The organism is Arsenicibacter rosenii (assembly GCF_001870735.1).
Lineage (GTDB): Bacteria > Bacteroidota > Bacteroidia > Cytophagales > Spirosomataceae > Arsenicibacter > Arsenicibacter rosenii.
The window spans coordinates 69291-90426 of record NZ_MORL01000018.1; the positions used below are offsets into that span (position 1 = coordinate 69291).

The 21136-nt window shown below is 49.6% G+C and carries 15 protein-coding genes; 5 read left to right on the forward strand and 10 right to left on the reverse strand.

All coding sequences use genetic code 11. From position 1 onward, the window contains the following. Positions 1 to 139: 139 nt before the first annotated feature. Entirely contained in the window at positions 140 to 1528 is a 1389-nt protein-coding gene (locus BLX24_RS23005; RefSeq protein ID WP_071505599.1) for a peptidylprolyl isomerase, read from the forward strand. A 144-nt stretch (positions 1529 to 1672) separates the two neighbouring features. Next, positions 1673 to 2635, forward strand: a complete 963-nt coding sequence (locus BLX24_RS23010) for an AAA family ATPase (protein WP_071505564.1) — start codon at positions 1673 to 1675, stop codon at positions 2633 to 2635. Positions 2636 to 2688: 53 nt separating this feature from the next. On the opposite strand, the gene trxA is transcribed toward BLX24_RS23010, so the two are convergent. The 3 genes from trxA to truA form a co-directional block, all read right to left on the reverse strand. Beyond that, positions 2689 to 2991, reverse strand: coding sequence for a thioredoxin (gene trxA, locus BLX24_RS23015; RefSeq protein ID WP_177225900.1), 303 nt, complete (start codon positions 2989 to 2991; stop codon positions 2689 to 2691). Positions 2992 to 3072: 81 nt separating this feature from the next. Further along, the gene (locus tag BLX24_RS23020) at positions 3073 to 3669 is read right to left on the reverse strand and encodes a nucleotidyltransferase family protein (protein ID WP_071505566.1); all 597 of its coding nucleotides are present in this window, start codon (positions 3667 to 3669) and stop codon (positions 3073 to 3075) included. Beyond that, complete coding sequence (gene truA, locus BLX24_RS23025; RefSeq protein WP_071505567.1) at positions 3669 to 4448, reverse strand: tRNA pseudouridine(38-40) synthase TruA; 780 nt, start codon at positions 4446 to 4448, stop codon at positions 3669 to 3671. The genes BLX24_RS23020 and truA overlap by 1 nt, the downstream gene beginning before the upstream one ends. A gap of 169 nt (positions 4449 to 4617) precedes the next feature. On the opposite strand from truA, the gene BLX24_RS23030 reads away from it, so the two are divergent. After that, positions 4618 to 7512: a M16 family metallopeptidase gene (locus BLX24_RS23030; RefSeq protein WP_071505568.1), complete on the forward strand. Its 2895-nt coding sequence runs from the start codon at positions 4618 to 4620 to the stop codon at positions 7510 to 7512. A gap of 49 nt (positions 7513 to 7561) precedes the next feature. Here BLX24_RS23030 and nudK read toward each other — a convergent pair whose 3' ends face one another. Beyond that, complete coding sequence (nudK, locus tag BLX24_RS23035) at positions 7562 to 8143, reverse strand: GDP-mannose pyrophosphatase NudK (protein WP_071505569.1); 582 nt, start codon at positions 8141 to 8143, stop codon at positions 7562 to 7564. Positions 8144 to 8197: 54 nt separating this feature from the next. Between nudK and BLX24_RS23040 the strand changes: the two genes are divergently transcribed. Continuing rightward, positions 8198 to 8971, forward strand: coding sequence for a DeoR/GlpR family DNA-binding transcription regulator (locus BLX24_RS23040; RefSeq protein WP_071505570.1), 774 nt, complete (start codon positions 8198 to 8200; stop codon positions 8969 to 8971). Here the strand turns inward: BLX24_RS23040 and BLX24_RS23045 are convergent. Next, the gene (locus BLX24_RS23045) at positions 8958 to 9449 is read right to left on the reverse strand and encodes a hypothetical protein (protein ID WP_071505571.1); all 492 of its coding nucleotides are present in this window, start codon (positions 9447 to 9449) and stop codon (positions 8958 to 8960) included. The two genes, BLX24_RS23040 and BLX24_RS23045, sit on opposite strands and share 14 nt — an antisense overlap. A gap of 14 nt (positions 9450 to 9463) precedes the next feature. Next, positions 9464 to 9916, reverse strand: coding sequence for a hypothetical protein (locus BLX24_RS23050; RefSeq protein ID WP_071505572.1), 453 nt, complete (start codon positions 9914 to 9916; stop codon positions 9464 to 9466). Positions 9917 to 10178: 262 nt separating this feature from the next. Here BLX24_RS23050 and BLX24_RS23055 point away from each other — a divergent pair, with 262 nt between their 5' ends. Then, on the forward strand, positions 10179 to 11072 hold the full coding sequence (locus BLX24_RS23055) for a bestrophin family protein (protein ID WP_071505573.1): 894 nt from the start codon (positions 10179 to 10181) through the stop codon (positions 11070 to 11072). Positions 11073 to 11128: 56 nt separating this feature from the next. Here BLX24_RS23055 and BLX24_RS23060 read toward each other — a convergent pair whose 3' ends face one another. The 4 genes from BLX24_RS23060 to BLX24_RS23075 all read right to left on the reverse strand — a co-directional run bounded on the left by BLX24_RS23060 (position 11129) and on the right by BLX24_RS23075 (position 20925). Continuing rightward, positions 11129 to 13726: a M1 family aminopeptidase gene (locus tag BLX24_RS23060; RefSeq protein WP_071505574.1), complete on the reverse strand. Its 2598-nt coding sequence runs from the start codon at positions 13724 to 13726 to the stop codon at positions 11129 to 11131. An 88-nt stretch (positions 13727 to 13814) separates the two neighbouring features. After that, positions 13815 to 16190: a T9SS type B sorting domain-containing protein gene (locus BLX24_RS23065; protein WP_071505575.1), complete on the reverse strand. Its 2376-nt coding sequence runs from the start codon at positions 16188 to 16190 to the stop codon at positions 13815 to 13817. A 184-nt stretch (positions 16191 to 16374) separates the two neighbouring features. Continuing rightward, positions 16375 to 18366 (reverse strand): T9SS type B sorting domain-containing protein, encoded by a 1992-nt coding sequence (locus BLX24_RS23070; RefSeq protein WP_143092766.1) that lies wholly within the window; start codon positions 18364 to 18366, stop codon positions 16375 to 16377. Between the two features lie 180 nt (positions 18367 to 18546). Beyond that, a complete protein-coding gene (locus BLX24_RS23075; protein ID WP_071505577.1) occupies positions 18547 to 20925 on the reverse strand; it encodes a T9SS type B sorting domain-containing protein in 2379 nt (792 codons plus the stop codon). Positions 20926 to 21136: the final 211 nt, after the last annotated feature.

Consider the following 21136-nt stretch of genomic DNA (forward strand, 5'->3'; position numbering starts at 1 on the left):
AATGGAGAACGAGCGTTCCCCCTATCCATTAATCATTATTCATTGTTCATTATCCATTAAAACCCTCACGGTTAACATTTTTTAGGAAACACAATCCATTCAAATTGGCGTTCTTTACTCAGTGATGAAAGCCTTTAGCATGAAAAAACAACTCATAGCTTGTCTGTTGCTGGTAGCGAGCAGCTGGCTCTCCCAATCAGTATTCGCTCAGGGACAGGGCGTTAGTATAAACAAGATTATTGCGAAAATCGATAATTACTACGTATTACGGTCTGATCTGGAAGAATCCTATCATTCGTATGTTGCCCAGAACCAGACCCCACCAGCCAAATGTCAGCTGCTGGAAAGCCTGGTCATTAACAAAATGATGCTGGCCAAAGCCGAGATTGACTCGGTCGTTGTTGACGAGAAGCAGGTAGACAGCCAGCTGGATACGCGGATGTCGTACATGATCCAGCAGTTTGGTTCGGAGAAAAACATCGTCGAAGCCTACGGTAAAAGCCTCGAAATGCTGAAGAGTGAACTGCGTCAGCAGGTGAAAGACCAGCTGATCGTTCAGAAAATGCAGCAGAAAATTACGTCGGACGTAAAAGTGACGCCGCGCGAAGTGAAAAAATTCTTCGACGGTATTCCGAAAGACAGTTTGCCTTACATGCCTGCAGAGGTAGAAGTTGGTCAGATTGTGCGGTTTGCCAAAGCAACCAAAGAACAGAAAGAAGTACTGCGGAAGCGGTTGCTGGATATTAAAAAGCTGGTTGAAGAAGGCCGTGATTTCGCCGCTCTGGCCAAAGAATATTCTGAAGACGTAGGATCCGGTCAGCAGGGTGGTGATCTGGGGTTTGCCAAACGCGGGGCCATGGTGGCTCCCTTTGAAGCTGCCGCGCTGAAACTGAAGCCAAACGAAATGTCGGATGTGGTAGAATCGGAATTCGGTTTCCACTTAATTCAGTTGCTGGAAATCCGTGGGGCGGAATATCATGCCCGGCACATCCTGCTGCGTCCTGACTACAACCGGCTTGATATTACGGAGCCAACCCGCTTTCTGGATAGTTTAAAACACCAGATTGAGATCGACAGCATCAAGTTTGAGAAAGCGGCCAAAGATTTCTCAGAAGACAAGAGCACAGCCGATGCCGGTGGTCTGCTCCGTAATCCGGAAACCAACGGCTCACGGCTGGCCATGGATGCGTCTATGGAATATGCGCTGTTCCACTTACTGGATACCTTAAAAGTTGGCAAGATTTCTGCTCCGATTCCATATCGTACAGAAGATGGTAAAAGCGCCATGCGGATTCTTTACTTTAAAAGTAAGTCTAATCCGCACACGGCCGATTATAAACTGGATTTTGAAAAGCTCCAGAACATCGTTTTAACGAATAAAAAGAACCGCGCAATCGACGATTGGTTTAGAAAATCCGTCAGCGATGTGTATATTACCGTCGATCCTGAATACAACGATTGTCGCGTATTCGGGACATCTCAGTCGAGTGCCGCCGGTGGCAGTGCCTCCAGCGGCGGAAACGATTAGTTTTAAAATGGATAATGCATAATGAACAATGCACAAGGGTCACGGAGTTACTCACGCAGTATCCGGTCATTATACATGTTACATTAATCATTATATATTGTTCATCAACTACAACCATTACGTCACCAATCAAACCCTAAAACAGTGCCTTATTCATCGGATGTTGCGGCTGCGGAAGCCCTGAATGATTCGTATAAAAAGCTGAAAAGTGAAATCGGGAAAGTTGTTATTGGTCAGGAAGATACGGTCCGTCTGTTATTGACGGCTATTTTCTGTCAGGGCCACTGCCTGCTGGTAGGGGTGCCGGGATTGGCCAAAACGCTGTTGATTCAGACGATTTCGGATGCTTTACATTTAAGTTTTAACAGGATTCAGTTTACGCCTGACCTGATGCCTTCCGACATTTTAGGCTCGGAAACACTTGATCAGCAGCGGAACTTTAAATTCATCAAAGGCCCTGTTTTTGCCAACATCATCCTTGCGGATGAAATCAACCGGACGCCGCCTAAAACACAGTCGGCGCTGCTGGAAGCCATGCAGGAATATTCGGTAACCGTTGCCGGCCAGAAATACCCGTTAAGCCGCCCGTTCTTCGTATTGGCGACCCAAAACCCGATCGAACAGGAAGGTACCTATCCGCTGCCGGAAGCACAGCTCGACCGTTTCATGTTCAATATCTGGCTCGACTACCCGTCGTATCAGGCTGAGCTTGAGATCGTCAAAAGCACAACAACTGACAAAAAGCCCCAGATCAATAAGGTTATTTCGGCCGAAGAAATTCAGGAGTTCCAGCACCTTGTGCGTCGCGTTCCGGTTGTTGATAATGTAGTGGAATATGCGGTTAAACTGGTGCACAAAACCCGCCCGAATACGGAAATGGCTTCATCAGACGCCAATACCTATCTGGAGTGGGGTGCTGGTCCGCGGGCTTCGCAGGCCTTGATTCTGGCGGCGAAATGTAATGCCCTTCTCAACGGCAAATACTCACCTGACATCGAAGATATCCGCGCGGTTGCCCTCCCGATTCTCCGCCACCGGATTGTCCGGAACTTTAAGGCTGAGGCCGAAGGTATTTCCGTCGAACAGCTCATTAAGCGCATGTTATAAACCAAAAAGGCGACCCTCAACAGGTCGCCTTTTTTAATGCTTTATCGCTGTCATCAGCCCAGAAACGGCTTAACTACTTTCTCCAGCTGGGCGAGCTGCGCCACGCCCGACTGCCGCCAGACAATTTTACCCTGTTTAAACAGAATCAGGGTTGGTACCCCCTGAATGCGATACGTCATTGACGCTGACTTACTGCGGTCTACGTCGACCTTCACCACACGGACGCTATCGCCCATCCGGTCAGCAAATTGTTTCAGAATCGGAGCCTGCATTTTACAGGGCCCGCACCAGTCGGCGTAAAAATCTACCAGCACCGGCTTATCTCCTTTGATTATATCGTTGAATGACTCTTTCATGATTGTCTCCCGCTACGTGTTCTGCTACGTTCAGATACCGTCAGGTATTCATCTGTTAAACACGAAATAATACGGATTCGTTTACGGATTTTCCTGTCTGAACCGGGTAATGTCCTCCTGCGTATCCAGATCCACTTTGCCGAGATCGAACGGAATGGCAGCACAATCGTTGGTGTGTTTCAGCACTACCGATTTTGCTCCCTTATCGCCCTGCAACTGCAGCAGTTCTTCCATGTATTTCCGGTCGAAGAGCACCGGCACCCCCAGTTCATCTGCGTATAAACAAGCAACAATACCCTTACCGGTTTTTTCTTTTGCGTAGAGCATGTGTTTCAGTAAGCCAAACGATACGTGCGGCTGATCAGTCAGCAGAATCATTACGGCATCCACGTCTTTTTGAGTCAGATAGAGAGCGGCTAGCCCTGTTTTCAGGGATGAGGCCAGCCCCGTCTGCCATGCCGGATTATCGACCAGGGTGATGGGCTTACCGGCGAGTTCAGTCCCAATCTCTACGCGATGCGCGCCCAGCACGACCACAACCGGCCCGGCCTCCAGCGCAATAGCGGCATCTGTAATTCGCTGTACCAGCGTCTGACCCTGGTACTCAATCAACTGTTTTGCCTGGCCGCCCATACGCGTTGATCCGCCGGCAGCCAATATGATCGTTCCGATTTTCATCAATTTTTCGTGTTTTCCGTAAATACCTCGTCGGGGTAACCGACTTCGGCCAGAAATAATCCTTCCGGCGGAGCGGCCCGACCCGCTTTACTGCGGTTTTTAGCCTGGATGATCGCCTCAAACTGATCCGGTGTCATCCGCCCCTGCCCTACTTCGAGTAAGGTACCAACAATGGCCCGCACCATGCCGCGCAGAAAGCGATCGGCTTTGATATGGAACGTCAGGTTACCATCCGGCATGCCATCGGCTTCTGCCATGGTCCAGTAGGCAAAGTCAATCCGGCAGTTAAATGTTTTCACATCAGTCTTGACCTTACTAAAGCTTTCAAAATCGGCATAGCGCGTCAGCCGGTTGGCGGCTTCGTTCATGGCGATCACATCAAGCAGAGGATGAAATACGTAGGCCAGACCGGTTTTAAACGGGTTTTTGGACCGGATAATCTGATACTGGTAATAGCGCGAAACAGCCGTAAACCGCGCATGATCGTCAGGACGCACCGGAAAAATACGATGAATGGCCACATCCTGCGGCAGCATGGCGTTCAACGAATGGCGTAAATGGCCTAGGTCCGGCAACGTTTGTTCTGTATCAAAATGAGCATATTGCTGTGATGCATGCACGCCCGTATCGGTCCGGCCACTGCCCAGAATACTAACCGGCTCCCGAAGCCGGATTTTCAGCACGTTTTCAATTACTTCCTGAACACTCACCCCATTAGGCTGTATCTGCCAGCCATGGTAATTGGTCCCCCGGTAACTCAGTTCAATAAAATACCGCATAACACACAAAGGTACAAAACTACCAATGTGACAGGAAACCGCATTTTATAGTATATAACTTCGGGGTTATGCCTGTTTTATCGTATTATTCTGCGACTTTTCAGCATTTTTACACATAAATCAGTCAAAATACGTATTTTTAGTAAATTTTAAGACACATTAAGTCTACATGCGAAAACTTACCTTGTCCCTCTCGTTACTGACGTGTCTGGTTGTAACACAGGGCGCATTCTCACAAACTAAGCTTGTTGAAAAAATAACCCGCAAAGGCAATGAGCTGGTCATCCCGTACGAAAAGTACGTTTTGCCAAATGGCCTTACCGTTATTGTACATGAAGATCACTCCGATCCGGTTGTTCACGTTGACGTAACCTATCACGTCGGTTCGGCTCGTGAAGAAATCGGTAAATCAGGATTTGCTCACTTTTTTGAGCACATGATGTTCCAGGGCTCCGACCACGTTGCCGACGATGAGCACTTTAAGCTCATTACCGAAGCCGGTGGGACGCTCAACGGCTCAACCAACCGCGACCGGACCAACTATTACGAAACACTGCCAAGCAATCAGCTGGAACGGGCGTTGTGGCTTGAAGCCGACCGGATGGGTTTTCTGCTCGACGCCGTCACCCAGAAGAAATTTGAAATTCAGCGCGCTACCGTTAAAAACGAACGGGGGCAGAACTACGACAACCGTCCGTATGGTCTGGCGGGCGAAACAACCGCAAAAAATCTGTATCCATATGGCCATCCCTACTCATGGCTGACGATCGGTTATGTGGAAGACCTCAACCGCGTTAACGTAAACGACCTGAAAAACTTCTTCCTCCGCTGGTACGGACCTAACAACGCAGTCCTGACCGTTGGCGGTGACGTTTCGACGAAAGATGTGATTAAGCTGGCCGAGAAATACTTCGGCCCGATTCCGAAAGGTCCGGGCGTAACCAAAACGACCGTTCCGGCCGTTGTGCTCGATAAAAACCGGTATGTTTCGTACGAAGACAACATCCGGTTCCCGATGCTACGTGTGACCTATCCGTCGGTTCCGACCTATCACAAAGATGAAGTAGCCCTTGACGCTCTCGCCGAAATTCTGGGCGGCGGCCGGAACTCACTGCTGTACAAGAACTTTGTAAAAACGCAGAAAGCGGCTCAATCAAACGCCAGCCACCCGACAACTGAGCTGGCCGGTGAGTTTACATTCACTGTACTGCCTTTCCCGACGATGCGTCTGGACAGCGCCGAGATGCTGCTGCAACGCACACTGGCAGAGTTTGAGCGCCGCGGGGTCACCGACGACGACATTACACAGTTTAAAGCCACCCGCGAAACCCGCCTGATCGAAGGCCTGGCCAGTGTTTCCGGCAAAGTATCGCAGCTGGCCGCCTATCAGACGTTTGCGCCGACGGCCAACTACCTGCCTCAGGAACTGAAAACCATCCAGGCATTGACTAAGGAAGACGTGATGCGGGTGTATAACCAGTACATTAAAGGCAAAAATGCGGTTGTTCTGACGGTTTATCCGAACGGAAAGAAAGACATCGTCACCCATGCCGATAACTATACGGTATCATCGGCTGGTTATAAAGCACCGAATTACGGCTATGACGGACTGACGTACAAAAAACCGACCGATGCGTTTGACCGGAGCAAAAAACCGGCTTCCGGCCCGAATCCGGCCACGCAGGTGCCACCGTTCTGGACAGGCAGTCTGGCCAACGGCATCAAGATGATTGGGGTACGCAACAACGAGATCCCGACGGTAACGCTGCTTTTCTCCATTAAAGGCGGTCATTTATTATCAGCTACCGATATGTCGAAAGCGGGTGTTGCTCAGCTGACTGCTTCTATGATGAACGAGGCTACCCAAAACTTCAGCGCCGAAGATATCAGCAACAAACTGGAAAAACTGGGCAGCAGCATTTCGATCGGTGCCAGCACCGACGAAATCAGCGTTTCGGTCGAATCACTGACGAAAAACCTGGATGCAACTCTGGCGATTCTCGAAGAAAAGCTGTTCCGTCCGAAGTTTGCGCCGGAAGACTTTGCGCGCCTGAAGAAGCAGTTGCTCGAAAACATCGAAAACCAGAGCACACAGCCGGTCGTGATTGCCAACCGCGCCTACAACCGCCTGTTGTTTGGCGCCGATCATATCCGTGCTATTCCGGTAAGTGGTACATCTGAGAGCGTGAAGAGCATTACCCTCGATGACGTAAAAGCATTCTATGCGAAAAATTTCTCGCCATCAGTAACGAACCTGGTTGTTGTCGGTGACGTGGACAAGGCAGACATTACGCCAAAACTGAACTTCCTGACCAAATGGGAGGCAAAACCAGTGGCAATTCCAACCGTACCCGCCGCAAAAGCAGCCGACAAAACCCGGATCTTCCTGATTGACAAAGGTAAAGCAGCGCAATCTGAAATCCGGATCGGTTACGTCACCGATATGCCGTACGACGCCACCGGTGACTATTACCGCGCCGGCCTGGCTAATTATATCCTGGGCGGAGCTTTTAACAGCCGGATCAACATGAACCTGCGCGAAGACAAAGGCTTTACGTATGGCGCGCGTTCGGGTTTTGCCGGCAGCCGCCTGCCAGCGGTCTTCACAGCTTCGGCCGGTGTCAAAGCCGCCGCAACCGACAGCTCCGTGGTTGAATTCATGAAGGAAATTACCAACTACGCGAAAGACGGCATCACGGCCGAAGAACTGGCCTTTACGAAGAGTTCAATTGGTCAGCGGGATGCACTGCGATATGAGACCTCGCTCCAGAAAGCCATCTTCCTGAGCCAGATCATCGACTATAACCTGCCGTCGGATTTTGTGCAGAAACAAAGCGATATCCTCAAGAACATTACGCCGGAAGAAATCAAGGCCATTGCCCGGAAGCGTCTGCCAGTCAACAACATGGTGATTACGGTAGTCGGCGACAAAGCCCTGATCAAACCAGGTTTATCACGCCTTGGCTACGAGATTGTCGAATTGGATAAAGAAGGCAAACCACTAGCCACCGCGTCAACAGAAAATGCCTCGGCACCGGCTCAGGCTGGTTCATCGAAGAATTAAGTAACCGCAGCGTTCAACTCCCCGGGGGTAAACCCTCGGGGAGTTCGAATTAATTCAGCGGTAGTACTCCTTTCAGTTGCAGGTGCTGAATTAACAACAGGGTTTTGCCATCCATAATCTCACCGCTATTGGCCATCCGGACTGCTTCCTGAAACGGTAGTTCAAGCACATCAATCTCTTCTTCTTCGACCCCGCCCCCATCGGCAATCCGGCTGTCGCTGCTATATTCGGCGACATAGAAAAACAACTTTTCGGTAACCGAGCCAGGGCTCATATAGGCTTCAAACGCTTTCGTTACGGCGTGCAGGCGATACCCCGTTTCCTCTTCTACCTCCCGGCGAATCGCCACATCCGGCTGATCATTGTCGAGTAAACCGGCGCAGGCTTCAATCAGCATGCCGCTGGCATTTCCGTTGACATAGGTCGGCAAACGAAACTGACGGGTCAGAATAACGGTTTCCTGCTCACGGTTGTACAGCAGAATTGTTGCGCCGTTGCCCCGATCATAGGCCTCCCGCGACTGGGTTTCCCAGTTTCCGTTTTTACGCTGGTAGTCAAACGTGATTTTTTTCAGTACATACCAATTATCCGACAGCACTTTTTCTTCCGATATGCGAATGCGTTTGTTCATCTTGTTCGTATTTGATCGATTTTGATTATTTTTGAGCAAATAAAAGGAGACTTCATGAATTTTCAAATGCGCAAGCAGTTAATTCTGCAAACACTTGAGCAAAAGGACAGTGCCGGGGTAAGCGAACTGGCTGAATTGCTACATACATCAGCCATTACAGTGCGGCGGGATTTAGCATTACTGGCCGAAAAGGGATTACTGGTACGGACACATGGCGGCGCCGTAAGGCCCGGTTTCGCGAAAGATCCGGTTTCATTTATCAACAAAGCGGCTGTGAATCAGGAGCAGAAAGAGTATATCTGCCACCTTGCGGTTAAGGAAATTAAGGAGGGGGATACCATCTTTCTGGATTGTGGCAGCACAACTTTTCTCATGTGCCCGCTGATCCGGCATTTATCGATCCGCGTGGTTACCAACTCATTGCCGGTGGTTAATGCCCTACTTGGTTCTGCTGTAACGGTCAATATGGTGGGCGGAGAAATTGACCATAAACGGCAGGCTGCTCACGGATTGATGGCGGCAGAGCATGTCTATCGCTACAAAGCCGACCTGGCCTTTCTGGGTGTCGACGGTATTTCTGTTGCAAATGGGCTTAGTGCCAACAGCGAGACTGAAGCCGAAATGACTCTGGCGATGGCAGCCAATGCCCGACGGGCTATTCTCCTGTGTGATTCCAGTAAGCTGGAGAAGGATAAGTATTTTCAGTTTGCTGCTCTATCGCCGTTTCACGCCATCATAACTGACAAAAAAATTACGCCTGCTCTGCTGGCAATGTACCGGCAGGCAGGCGTCAATATCGTCAACGGGGAATCCTCTATCGTCCTCTGATTTCTTTCGTTTCCGCTTTCAGGCGTTCTACTTCCTGTTCCAGGCTGTTTGATTTAAAGTAATAATACAGGAAACAGGCCAGAAAGATCTTACCAAGGATAAAAACGGCAATGAATGCAGGCCGCCAGTATTTGTGCACCCGCAAATGCGTGTCATTTACTTCAACTTCGAGGTATTCCGGTTTAGGGGGTTCTTTACTTTTGGCTCCTGCATCCGAAAAAGGGTCGGCATAGGGCTGATGCTTCTGAATTTCACTTTTGCCGATCCGGGCCTGAATCTTTGTCCAGGTCTGGGCTGGTGGCGGGACCGCACTTTCTAAACAGAGTAATTCAATCTCTTCTTCCAGACTCAGCAACGATGCCTTAACTTCCGGATACGCAAACGCCATTTCCTGTACTTCCTGTTCTTCTTCTTCCGAAATCACGCCAAGTAAATAGGCTTCAAGAACGCCACTAGTTATATACTCCCGGGTATTCACGTTGTTAAGATAAGTTACAGTTTACGAAAAGATTTTACATACTCACGAATAGCCTTCAGCACATCAGCCTTTGTCAGGCCATATTGTTGTGCAATGGTATCCGGTGATAATCCCTGCTTATATGATAAATTAAACAATAACTCAGGCGTCACAGTATCCGTATCCATACTGGTTTCCACTGCTTCAGCCAATGTTTCTTCCTGTACTTTTTTTGCCATCAATGCTTTTTGCCGTGTTACCTTAATAACGCAGGCAAGTCCGCTACCCGTTTGCGCGTAACAGTGCTTTAACTCGGGAGACGAAAAAACATCAACCAAAACCTGTTGTGCAACAGTTTCTTGCGGAACAATCTGCAGAATCATTCCGTAAGCCATTGCTCCGAAACGATTATATAATGCCAAATAATCAACAGACCCGGCAGTAGTTTGCGCCGTTATATAACCTGTTGACTGCTTCAGTTCATTCATACTCCTGCTCTTTATCGTACTGCGTACCTATTGACCTCCTTAACACCGGAAACCTGTACACAAATATCTCATCGTCAAACGGATAAAGTATACACATCAAGGATCACAGCAAGCTGTTTTCATCCTTGAGACAGTCTCCAATAGCGTTCAAATATACTATTCTTTGTATGCTTTTCAGCTAATAATACAGAGTTTTGGCGCTGTACTTATAACTTTTTTAAGTACAGCCGTATTTTTGGGCTTTAAACGCTAACCAAGGCTGATGGTAAACTACGATTCTAAAGAATGGCTTCGCTTCCTGATCAACTTTCCGAAGGCCGATACCGTTCGTAAACTTACGCCCTACATGATCATTATGGGCTTATATTCACTGGGTATTTCGTACCTGATTATCGGTGTCTGGCAGCTAAAAGATACATCTGATTTACGAAACATCTCGCTGATGCACTCCTTGCTTGGCTTTGTTATTTCAATGCTACTCGTGTTCCGCACAAATACCGCCTACGACCGATGGTGGGAAGGGCGTCGCCTGTGGGGCGCACTGGTTAACAATAGCCGGAATCTGGCGCTGAAAATCAACACACTAGTACCGGAAGAACATGTCAATGAACGGAATTTCTATCGTTTTATGATTCCTAATTTCGCGTATGCGCTGAAGAATCATTTACGAGGTAACTTTCTGGAGACTGAATTTACAGAGACCGGATTATTTAAACTATATGATCTTCGTCAGCATGACCATATTCCCAACCAGATTGCAGGCGCTATCTTTAACCAGACTGTCGATCTCCAGCGACGGGGTATTCTGCTACCCGAGCATTTGATTTTCCTGAATCCGGAGCTACAAAGCCTTATGGATGTCTGCGGCGCCTGCGAACGTATCCGCAAAACGCCTATCCCCTACTCCTACAGTGCATTCCTGAAGAAATTCATCATTATTTACTGCATTACGCTTCCGCTCGGCTACGTCTTCAGCCTGCATTATCTGGTTATTCCGTTTGTCATTTTCATCTTCTACGTACTGGCCAGTCTTGAGGTAATCGCCGAAGAAATTGAAGACCCCTTTGGCACAGACTCCAATGACTTACCACTCGATGACATTAGTGCCGGTATTCAGGCAACGGTTGGTCAGGCCTTTCCGGAAGCACGGCAATAAAAAATCCGTGGCCACGCAATCACTGCACAGCCACGGATTTAGTACATTCTCAGCCATCAATACAGCAGGCGCGACGACCGGAATACACCGTCGGCCGCCTGCAACAGCTTGGCTTTCAGCCTTGGATTATACTGAGGTCGTTTCAGCAGGAAGGTCTTAACGATACCGGCTACCTCCGGCGTCTGATAGCTGCCCAGGGTCGCCCGGAGCCAGGATTCAGGAAAGAAAATATCACCCGTCCGCTGAATTTCTTCCAGCAGGTCAAGGCTGGGCTCAACATACTTAACCGATGTAGCCGCCCGCAACGGATGGTGCAGATAGCCCAGTGCTCCGGTTACCCAGGCCTCCCGTTCACGATTGGCGGGGTCTTTCAGCGACGCAAAAAAGGCATCCCGCTCTTCTACCTTCGCCGACAAGGCGGGCATCATAAACTGCAGCCGCTTCCGGCGATCTGTATTCTGTATCCGGCTCAGTTGTCGGGCCAGAATACCTTCGGCCGGGTAATCCCGGACAGCCAGCGCAAGCGCCAGACTGGTGTAGTCATCTTCGGTCAATTTAACCCCGTTTGGCGCTTTCTGGTCTTGCCAGATTGCATACAGCCGGTTTTTGGCTTCGGTACCCGATGCAATGCTCTGATAACAACGGAATAACAGTTTCTTTTTATTGGCATCCGGCTGTTGCTGCATCGTATTCCAGATAACGGTTTCCAGCTCAGGGGCTAATACGGAACGGCCTTCGGGCTTCGTAAAACGCCAGAAAATATCCGACAGCTGATTGGTTAGCAGCCGCAGATTCAGCTCTTCTTTTTCAGTTGCCAGCAAACCGGTATACAGTTTCCCGATCTGCGCCGGACTTACCCATTTGCCGCTGAGCATATTTTCGTACAGGTTAATGTAGGCCGACGCCCGCATGACCGGGTTGGTCAGTTTGCTCATGCCGGACAGCATCCGCGTGTCGACCGGAAACAGGCCATAGCCCTGCCCCGATGAATTGAACAAAACAAACAACGGCGTTGGCTTACCGGTTGCTTCAGCCAGTACCGACCCTGCCTGCTTCATATCCACTGTCAGTTCTTCTACATGGTCGGCATAGACGAGTGCCACTTCGAAAAACTGCGGCCAGATACGGGCCGACCCATCTTCGCCCCGCTGGCTGACAGACAAGCGCGTAATTTTGCCATCGTCCGACAACAACTGATAACTAAACTGCGGCCGACCGGTCTCATTCACCCAGACGCGGTTCCACTTCTGCAAATCTACCGGCGTCCGGGCATCGAGTATCGCAATCAGGTCGGGCCAGGTTGCATTGCTGAATGCGTACGTTTTAAGGTAGTCGCGCAGACCGTCCCGCAGGGCATCCTTGCCCATCAGCCGTTCCAGCTGCCGCATCATAATAGGGGCTTTGTGGTAAATAATTCCACCATAGAGCGTACCGGCCTCCTGTAGATTGGCCAGCGGCTGCTCAATAGGATTGGCCCCTTTGGTACGGTCAACATCGTAGGCCGCCGGGAAGTGGGACAGTAAAAACTCAAGATCGTAATTGCCGCCCGGCATGCTGACCTGCGTGATTTTGTCGGCAATGAAATTGGCAAACACCTCTTTCATCCAAACATCGTTAAACCACTGCATCGTCACCAGATCCCCGAACCACATGTGGGCTGTTTCGTGGGCAATCAGTGTAGCACGCCCCAGCTTCTGATCGCGGGTAGCTCCGTTATCCAGAAACAGGCTCGACGACCGATACTGAATCGCGCCGACATGTTCCATCCCGCCGTACTGAAAATCAGGGATGGCCGCAAAATCGAACTTGTCAAACGGGTATTTGATCTGGGTATAGTCTTCCAGAAACGTCAGCGCATCGGCATGGATATCAAACACCGGCCCCATGCTTAACCGGATTTTGGTAGTATCGGTCTCACGGTGGAAAAAACGCATCGGCCAGCCTTTCGGCTTTTGCTCTACAGCATTGAACTTGCCGGCCACAAACGAGAATAAATACGTACTGATCCGGGCCGTCGGCGCGAAGCGGTAGGTGGTTTTTCCGGGCACCGCCACCGAATCAAGCAAAGGCGCATTGGTCATGGCTTTCCATGACGGCGGAACGGTCATGGTCAGTTGAAACGTGGCCTTCAGGTTAGGCTGATCGAAGCACGGGAAAACTGTTCTGGCGCGGTCCGGCACCAGGAGGGTATAGAGGAAATCGTCGTTCCGGTTGAGAGACAGATTACCCGCCGTAAACTGAATCGCGATCTGGTTCTTACCGGCTTTCAACTGCGCCGGCGCAATAACGATGTGTTCTTTTTCAAAAACAACGGGAATCTCAACGTCGTTTACTGCCACCCGCTGAATAGCTGACCGCTGTTCCTTAAAGTCAATCTGAAGCGGGATATCCGTTTTTTTCCAGTCGAACGAAATCGTTTCAGAAGCCGGAATGGGGCTTGTTCTGGCTTCGGGGATGGTAAACGTCAGTGCGTAGCCGAGGTCTGTGATGGTTTCTTTCCGGTGAGCAGCCAATACGCTTGATACACCGGTTTCGAGTATAGGCCTCACAGGTTTAGGCGTTGGTTTTGGACGGGGTCTTGCCAGGGTCGGCAAGGTTGCCGGACTGGTTAAAAGCGCAAGAATCAGGCTAACAGAGAGCGCGCTGTTTTTCATGAGGGTAAGCAGCTAATGCAGGTTGTTGACGGGCCATACGGCCAATCCGGGCAAATTAGCGAACAACCCTCTGTTTTGCAACCGTCTGTCAGCGCAGGATAGAGACAGTACCGCGCATTTCGGGGATGTTGGCTGCCGGCCGGATGACGTAAGGGTAAGGTCCCGGCTCAAGCGCGACACCCTCGAAATAACCATCAAATGGCTGTGTATATCCTTTATCGGACCAGTAAATTATTGTTCCCCACCGGTTAAACACCTTTACCTCGGCTTCCGGAAATGACGCTATACCAGGCAATACCCATACATCATTCACTCCGTCTTTATTAGGCGAAAACGCATCGGGTACCCATATCGGTCTGACTATTATCGTTACCGTATCGCGGGTACTGCACCCGTATTCATTCCGGGCTTCGAGCTGATATGTCATTCCGTCCGGATTAATATTCACCAGTTCAGGCTGACCTATGTCTGCCCGGCTCAGGTAAGTAGCGGGTTGCCACTGAAACCAGTTTGCGCCTCCGCCAATCACTGGCTCTAACCGGAAACGGCTGGTCGAAAACAGAATAACTGTATCAGGGAAATCAATCGTTACACCCGGAGATACGATGGCGGTCCGCTGCGCCTTTACAGGGTCACATTGCGGTGCCGCCTTAACTGCGTATGTCAGAACATGTCGGCCAACACCAGCCAACACCGGCGAAAACATAGTACCTGTTACGCCCGGCCCGCTGAAAATCCCGCCAGCCGGGCTACCGGTCAGTTGTATGGCCGTGGCATGCGATCCGCAAAGGCGGGGAACAGAATCCATCGTTACGGTCATCGAGGGCAATGCGCTGATTACGACCGGAGGTGGCACATCCATACATCCGTTTTCATCCAATGCAGTAAGGCTATAGGTACCGGCAACGTTTACGGTATAACTCGCGGCCGATACCTCAGGGATAGTCTGATTATCTTTCTGCCACTGATACCGAACGCCTCCACCAGCCTCCAGTAGCAGGATTTCCCCCGGGCAAAGTTCATTTCTCCCGGAAGCCGGCCGGAGTGTAGCGGTCAGCACCGGTGACCGGCTGATCGTTAATGATTCACTTTTATTGCGGCAACCCGACTGAAGGTCAAGCGCCTGCAACGCGTATTGGCCGGGTTCATTTACCAGCAGGAAATCAGCCGTTTGCCCTGCCAGCACATTCCCGTCGCGTAACCATTGGAAACTATCATACCCCCCCTGCGGCACTTCCAGCCTGACAGTACCACCGTTAGCACATAACTGACCTCTTTTCTGTATCGCAAAAGGGTTACCGGTATCTATGAGTGAAATAGTAACTTTCAGCGATTCTTTCGGCTGATTACACGTATTCTTCAACGATACTAATACAGAATACACGCCCGCCTCTTTTACAATTAGAACTGAACTTGTTGCGTCCGACAGATTCATCCCATCCCGGCGCCATTGATATTGCCAGTTCGGATTTGTTTCCGACACCAGCGTCAGCGAATTACCATTACAGAGCGAGGCCTTAACAGCCGTTACCGAATAGCCGGAGATTGATATTTTCGGAGCTAATACGGCGGCCGCAGGGCAGTCGATGACCTGAAACTGAAAATCACGATGCACCTCCCCGATTTTGACCCCATTCCGGAACTCTTCAACATTAATGGCAAAAACAAACAAACCAACCCGATTAGCCGTAACAGATAGTTCTCCGGTTTTAGCATCCACCCTTAACGAAGGCATGCCCGGTATCGCATCCTCCGCACTAAATCCCGTTAACCAGTCGACACTAAGGTAAGGTCCGGACAAGCCGTTCCCCCCCTTAATGGTCTTGCTGTTTAGCGGATTTACCATCGAATACCGCAGCTCATCCCCATCGGTGTCTGTACCACCAAACGAAAAGACAAAGGGCTGATTAACACATATTAATTCTCCGTTGATAGGCTCAAAATGTGGCGATGAGTTTTTTTGATAACTTCCGGAACGCTTCAGTGCAGGAAACTCCAGGTAAAAGGTAAAACCGGTTTCGGCAGGGTTGATGATATTGTTCAGCCGTTCATTCCGGGCAGAGGTCTGATAAGAAATATAATAGCCGCCCGGGTCATCATACAAGTCAGGATCTAACTGAATATCAGCGTCAAAAAAGGCAATACCGACCTGCTGATCGCTCTGACTTGCACAGACAGGGTTTGAATAAATCACACGTGTACGGGCCTTTGTTTCACTGGTATTAAAAACAAACATTGGCTGGTTATCCCTTTTGCGGAAAACATAGCCTTGTTCGGCAGCTAAGAAACGAGCTCCGTAGGCACTCGTCTCATAGTAAATGGTAATGGTTACCTTGAAGTGCCCCTGCCGGTCACCGACATCCTGCATCTCGACCTGTCCGCCAACTAAATGATCCGCACGGGCAGACAATGAAAGAACGAGAAGCAGCCATACAGGCAGCATGCTGTATATTAATAGCCGCATAAAAAGTTAAGATAAATTTCCACAAACCCGAATATGACCACAGTGTCAGTTGTACAAAGCCATAAACGACTTATCTTCAGACGTAAGTATTACCGGTTAGTACCTTTAAATACCTAAGTAGACCAGGAATTTTAACCAACGGTTTCGGACCTGTACAAATCGGGTTGGCAGGCCAGACACAGTCTTATCGCAGGATAGTAACCGTTCCCCGTCTCTCAGGAAAATTTGCAGCCGGGCGGATTACGTATGTATACACACCGGTTTCCAGATTCACACCATTAAATTTGCCGTCGAAAGGCTTTTTATATCCTTTACCAGACCAGTAAATCACCATGCCCCAGCGGTTAAATACCATTACTTCGGCCTCCGGATACGCATCAATGCCCGCCAGTTCCCACACGTCATTTACCCCATCCAGGTTTGGCGTAAACGCATTCGGCACCCATATCGGATCCGCTTCAAGAATAACGGTTACCGAATCCTTCGCATTGCAGCCTTCTGCGTTTCGGGCCTCGATTTGATAGCGGATTATCCCCGGAATATTCCGGCTGACTTCCGGTTGGGCCACATCAGAGCGGCTTAGGTAGGTGGAGGGATACCACCGGAACCAGGTAGCATTCCCGCTTATCACAGGCTCCAGGCGAACGACCACATTAGTTTTCACTACCACGGTATCCGCCATAGTTATTTTTATAGCAGCTGAACGCGTGATAGTCAGCGATTCGCTTTTAGTCTCACAGCCGGTTTTCTGATCTTTTACTACCAGTTCATACTCTCCAGGCTCGCGCACCGACAGAACCTTTCCCGTCTGTCCGGCCAATAAAGACCCATTTTTACGCCATTCATAACGTTGGGCATTCTCTGACGGTGCCCGAAGCAGCACCTCGCCACCGTCGGCACACAATTGACCACTTTTCAGTAAAACAAATGGTGCTTTACCCACATCGGCTATTACGGCAATTTGCCGGGATTCTGTAGGTTTTGTACAGATATTCTTCACCGCTATCAGCACCGTATACAGGCCGGGCTCTTTTACAACTAAGGTTTGACTGGTTGCATCTGTCAGGTTCTGCTCATCCCGCCGCCATTGATATTGCCAGTTCGGGTTCGCTTCCGCTGTCAGGGTCAATGAATTATTTGCGCAGACATAGGCTTCCACGGCCGTCAATGGATAGCCGGCAATTGCCAAATCCGGCCTGACGGAGAGTGGTGGCGGACAGTCAATGACCTGGATCTGGAAATCACGATGCACCTCCCCGATTTTTACCCCGTTCCGGAATTCTTCTATCTTCACGGCAAACACGAAAAGGCCCACCTGACTGGCGGTTACGGATAGTTCGCCGGTTTTAGCGTTGACTGATAAGGAAGGGTTGCCGGGAATTGCATTTGTACTGCCGAAACCAGGCAACCAATCAACGCTTAGGTAAGGAGCCGACTTAATTGACAAAGAAAAAGCACTCGGGCTTACCAAGGGTTCGGTCATTGAATACCGTAACTCATCTCCATCGGGGTCGGTTCCGCCAAATGGAAAGGTAAAAGATTGATTAACGCAGGCCAGCTCTCCGTTAATTGGCTCAAAATGAGGCGATGAATTGTTAACGTATAGGCCTGCCTGTTTCAGTGCCGGGAATTCCAGATAATATATATACCCTGTTATGCCCGGTGCAATGATGTTATTTAACTGAGCACTCCGGCCACCAAACATGTGGTAAACCAGATAATACCCCTGGGAGTCAGTGTACTCATTAATATCTAATTCAACGTCTCTCTCAAAAACAGCAATACCGATCTGTTGATCTCCTTTGCCGGCACATAGTGGATTTGTATATACCACTTTTTGACGGCTTTTAACCTCAATTGCCCGCTCAACAAACATCTCTTGGTTATCTCTTTTCCTATAAATGGCAAAGACTTGCGGAACCAAAGACGATGCTGCGGGTGAACGCGTTTCAAAATAAATAGTCACCAGAAGTTTATAATGACCAGGTTTGTTATCAGTAGCCTGCATTTCAAGCTGACCGCCCACTAAATGAGTACATTTCGCCAGGTTAGGATGGCAAAGCAGTAAAAGGCCTACCAACAGGTTGATTATCAATTGCCGCATAGTGAGTGAATGGTTAGAATGAGCAACCGAACGATGCTTGAATTCTATACGGCAAAAAACTTTAATTGTCACATGTAAATATAAAAATTATTACATTCAATGTGATGGTAATTCCTCCCCTTCATTCCGGCGGAATTTAGTTCATACTTTCCTTAACTTACAGTGGTGGTGACAAGGCTCTACAAGACAACCTGAATTAATAACGTCTTGCTAACAAACTTTTAAGAGAAAAGTGAGTCAGGGTGCCGTCTGTCAGCGCAGGATTGACACAGTGCCGCGCAGCCCGGGGTGTTTAGGAGCCGGTTTGATAATATAGGGATACGGGCCTGCTGCCAGTTCGGTTCCCTGAAAACTACCGTTAAACGGTTCGGTGTAGCCTTTTTGAGACCAGTAAATGACTTCTCCCCAACGGTTAAAAACCGTGATTTCTGCATCCGGAAAAGCCTCGATGCCATGGATTACCCAGACATCATTTACCCCGTCGCGATTAGGCGTAAAGGCATCCGGCACCCATAAACGTTCTACGACAATAATCAGAATGGTGTCTTTTGCTTCGCAGCCATACTGGTTTTTCACCCACAGTTCATAGATGATATCTTTCTGAATATCGTTGACCGTCGGACCAGCCACGTTGGTTGCGGATAAATACGTAGATGGCTGCCAGCTATACCAGTTCGGGTTACCGGTCAGGACAGGCTGCAAATCAAACGTATTCCCTTTAAACGTTGTCAGGGTATCCCGCATCTGAATGACCGGCACCGGCGACACCACGGCTACCCGGGTTGCGGTCGTCGGCGCACATTCGGGAGCGGGCCGCACCCCATACGTAAGCACATGATCGCCTACACCCGCCAGCGCAGGGCTGAACTGATTACCGGTAACGCCGCTGCCCGAAAATACCCCGCCCGACGGACTCCCGCTCAGCGAGTAGGCGGCGGCGGCCGAGCCGCAAACAGCCGACACGGCCGTCATAGTCACGACAATGGGCGCCACGGCAATAACCGTCAGCGAAGGTGATACACCGACACAGCCATAGCTATCGATAGCGGTAAGGCTGAAGATACCAATTGCTTTTGTGGTATAGTTTGTGCCTGTTACCCCGGCCATTATCTGGTTATCTTTCTTCCAGATGTAACTGACGCCTCCGCCCGCACCGAGTTGTAACGAATCATCGGGACAGAGCTTATTATGGCCCGCCAGCGAACTGATGGTAGCTGATACTGCCGCCGACCGTGTAATGGTGAGCGACTGGCTGTTTCCCGCACAGCCATACCGTGTTTCGATTCCCTGCACGAAATAAACGCCGGGCTGATCAACACGTATGGAGTCCTGTGTTTTTCCTGGCATGGGATTGTAATTGTAATACCACTGGAAACGCGTATTGTCCATGGCTGTCGTTGAGAAGCTGACTGAGCCATCGGTTGCGCACAAGTGCCCGCTCTCCCTGATAGCAGGGCTAACATCAATTACTGTTACCTGAATCGCGTTAGATTCGACGGACATCCCGCAGGTGGTACTCAACGAAGCCAGCACCGTGTATTTGCCGGGATCTTTGACCGTAAGTGTCGTCGACGTAGCATTCGCCAGGTTTGTTCCATCCCGCCGCCATTGATAGACCCAGGCCGGATTTGGATTAGCCTGTAAGCTAATGCTTGCCCCCTGACAAATAGTTGTCGACGACATCGACATTGGCTGGCTGACAATATTGGCGACCGGATCCAGTTTTACCGGTGGCGGACAGTCAATTACCAGAAACTGAAAATCCCGCCGCACTTCCCCGATTTTGACGCCGTTGCGGTATTCTTCTACCTTGACGGCAAATACGTAGAGACCAAGCTGATCGGCCGTAACAGAGAGTTTTCCGGTCACCGGATCAATACTCAGCGGCGGATTACCGGTAATGGAATTGGTTGCCGTATATCCCGAAACCCAGTTCACATCAGGATAAGGACCAGCCGAGACCGTAGTTCCGTTCCGGTTTCCGGCATTCTTCTGATCCAGTGGTGTGATCATACTGTACCGTAACTCATCACCATCCGGATCGACCCCGCCAAATGCATAGCTGAACGGCTGATTAATACAAATATATTCCCCGTTGACGGGAGTAAAACGAGGCGTTGAATTTTTGAAATACGATCCTGACTGCTGTAGCGCAGGAAACTCCAGATAAAAGGTAAAACCGGTATTTAACGGATTGGTAATATTGTTAATACCGCCATTACGGTTCTGCGTCTGGAAAGACATATAATACCCCTGATCATCATTGTAGCTTGCCGGCGCCAGCTGGATATCAGCACTGTAGGTAACGACAATCATATTCTGAGTACGAGAGTTTGCACACAGAACATTCGTGTAGACAACCGGCGCACGGGTACCCGATACTTCGCTGACGGCAAAGGAGTACATTAATGTATTATCCCGTATCCGGAAAATACCGATGTTCCCCCCGGTTGTCTGAGCTGCGCGATTATTATCCTCCAGATAATTCGTGACGATGATTTTGAAATGACCGGGTGTATCCCCCACCTCCCGCATTTCCAGATGCCCGCCGACCTGGTGCGTTGCCAGAGCAGGTATTGCCAAACACATCAGAACAAACCAGCGGATTACCGGCGAGACAGGCAGACGCATAATACACAAAGTAAACGTTGACGCTTAAACCAAATACTTGCTTACTTCACACTCCTTCTACTTCACTATTATGACACTATAGTTCTTAAAGACGCCACAATCGTTTGTCTAATACGCCAGGTTGCCGAATATCGTTGCGGGAATTGTCTACACAAAACAAAAAAGGCCCTTTCGTTTCGTCAGGGCCTTTTTTATTGATTTATTTTATCGT

Coding starts and splice junctions, on each gene's coding strand:
- BLX24_RS23050 (WP_071505572.1), bottom strand. CDS start 9,916: ATGAATGAACTGAAGCAGTCAACAGGTTATATAACGGCGCAAACTACT.
- BLX24_RS23060 (WP_071505574.1), bottom strand. CDS start 13,726: ATGAAAAACAGCGCGCTCTCTGTTAGCCTGATTCTTGCGCTTTTAACC.
- trxA (WP_177225900.1), bottom strand. CDS start 2,991: ATGAAAGAGTCATTCAACGATATAATCAAAGGAGATAAGCCGGTGCTG.
- BLX24_RS23040 (WP_071505570.1), top strand. CDS start 8,198: ATGAATTTTCAAATGCGCAAGCAGTTAATTCTGCAAACACTTGAGCAA.
- nudK (WP_071505569.1), bottom strand. CDS start 8,143: ATGAACAAACGCATTCGCATATCGGAAGAAAAAGTGCTGTCGGATAAT.
- BLX24_RS23020 (WP_071505566.1), bottom strand. CDS start 3,669: ATGAAAATCGGAACGATCATATTGGCTGCCGGCGGATCAACGCGTATG.
- BLX24_RS23055 (WP_071505573.1), top strand. CDS start 10,179: ATGGTAAACTACGATTCTAAAGAATGGCTTCGCTTCCTGATCAACTTT.
- BLX24_RS23030 (WP_071505568.1), top strand. CDS start 4,618: ATGCGAAAACTTACCTTGTCCCTCTCGTTACTGACGTGTCTGGTTGTA.
- truA (WP_071505567.1), bottom strand. CDS start 4,448: ATGCGGTATTTTATTGAACTGAGTTACCGGGGGACCAATTACCATGGC.
- BLX24_RS23065 (WP_071505575.1), bottom strand. CDS start 16,190: ATGCGGCTATTAATATACAGCATGCTGCCTGTATGGCTGCTTCTCGTT.
- BLX24_RS23075 (WP_071505577.1), bottom strand. CDS start 20,925: ATGCGTCTGCCTGTCTCGCCGGTAATCCGCTGGTTTGTTCTGATGTGT.
- BLX24_RS23005 (WP_071505599.1), top strand. CDS start 140: ATGAAAAAACAACTCATAGCTTGTCTGTTGCTGGTAGCGAGCAGCTGG.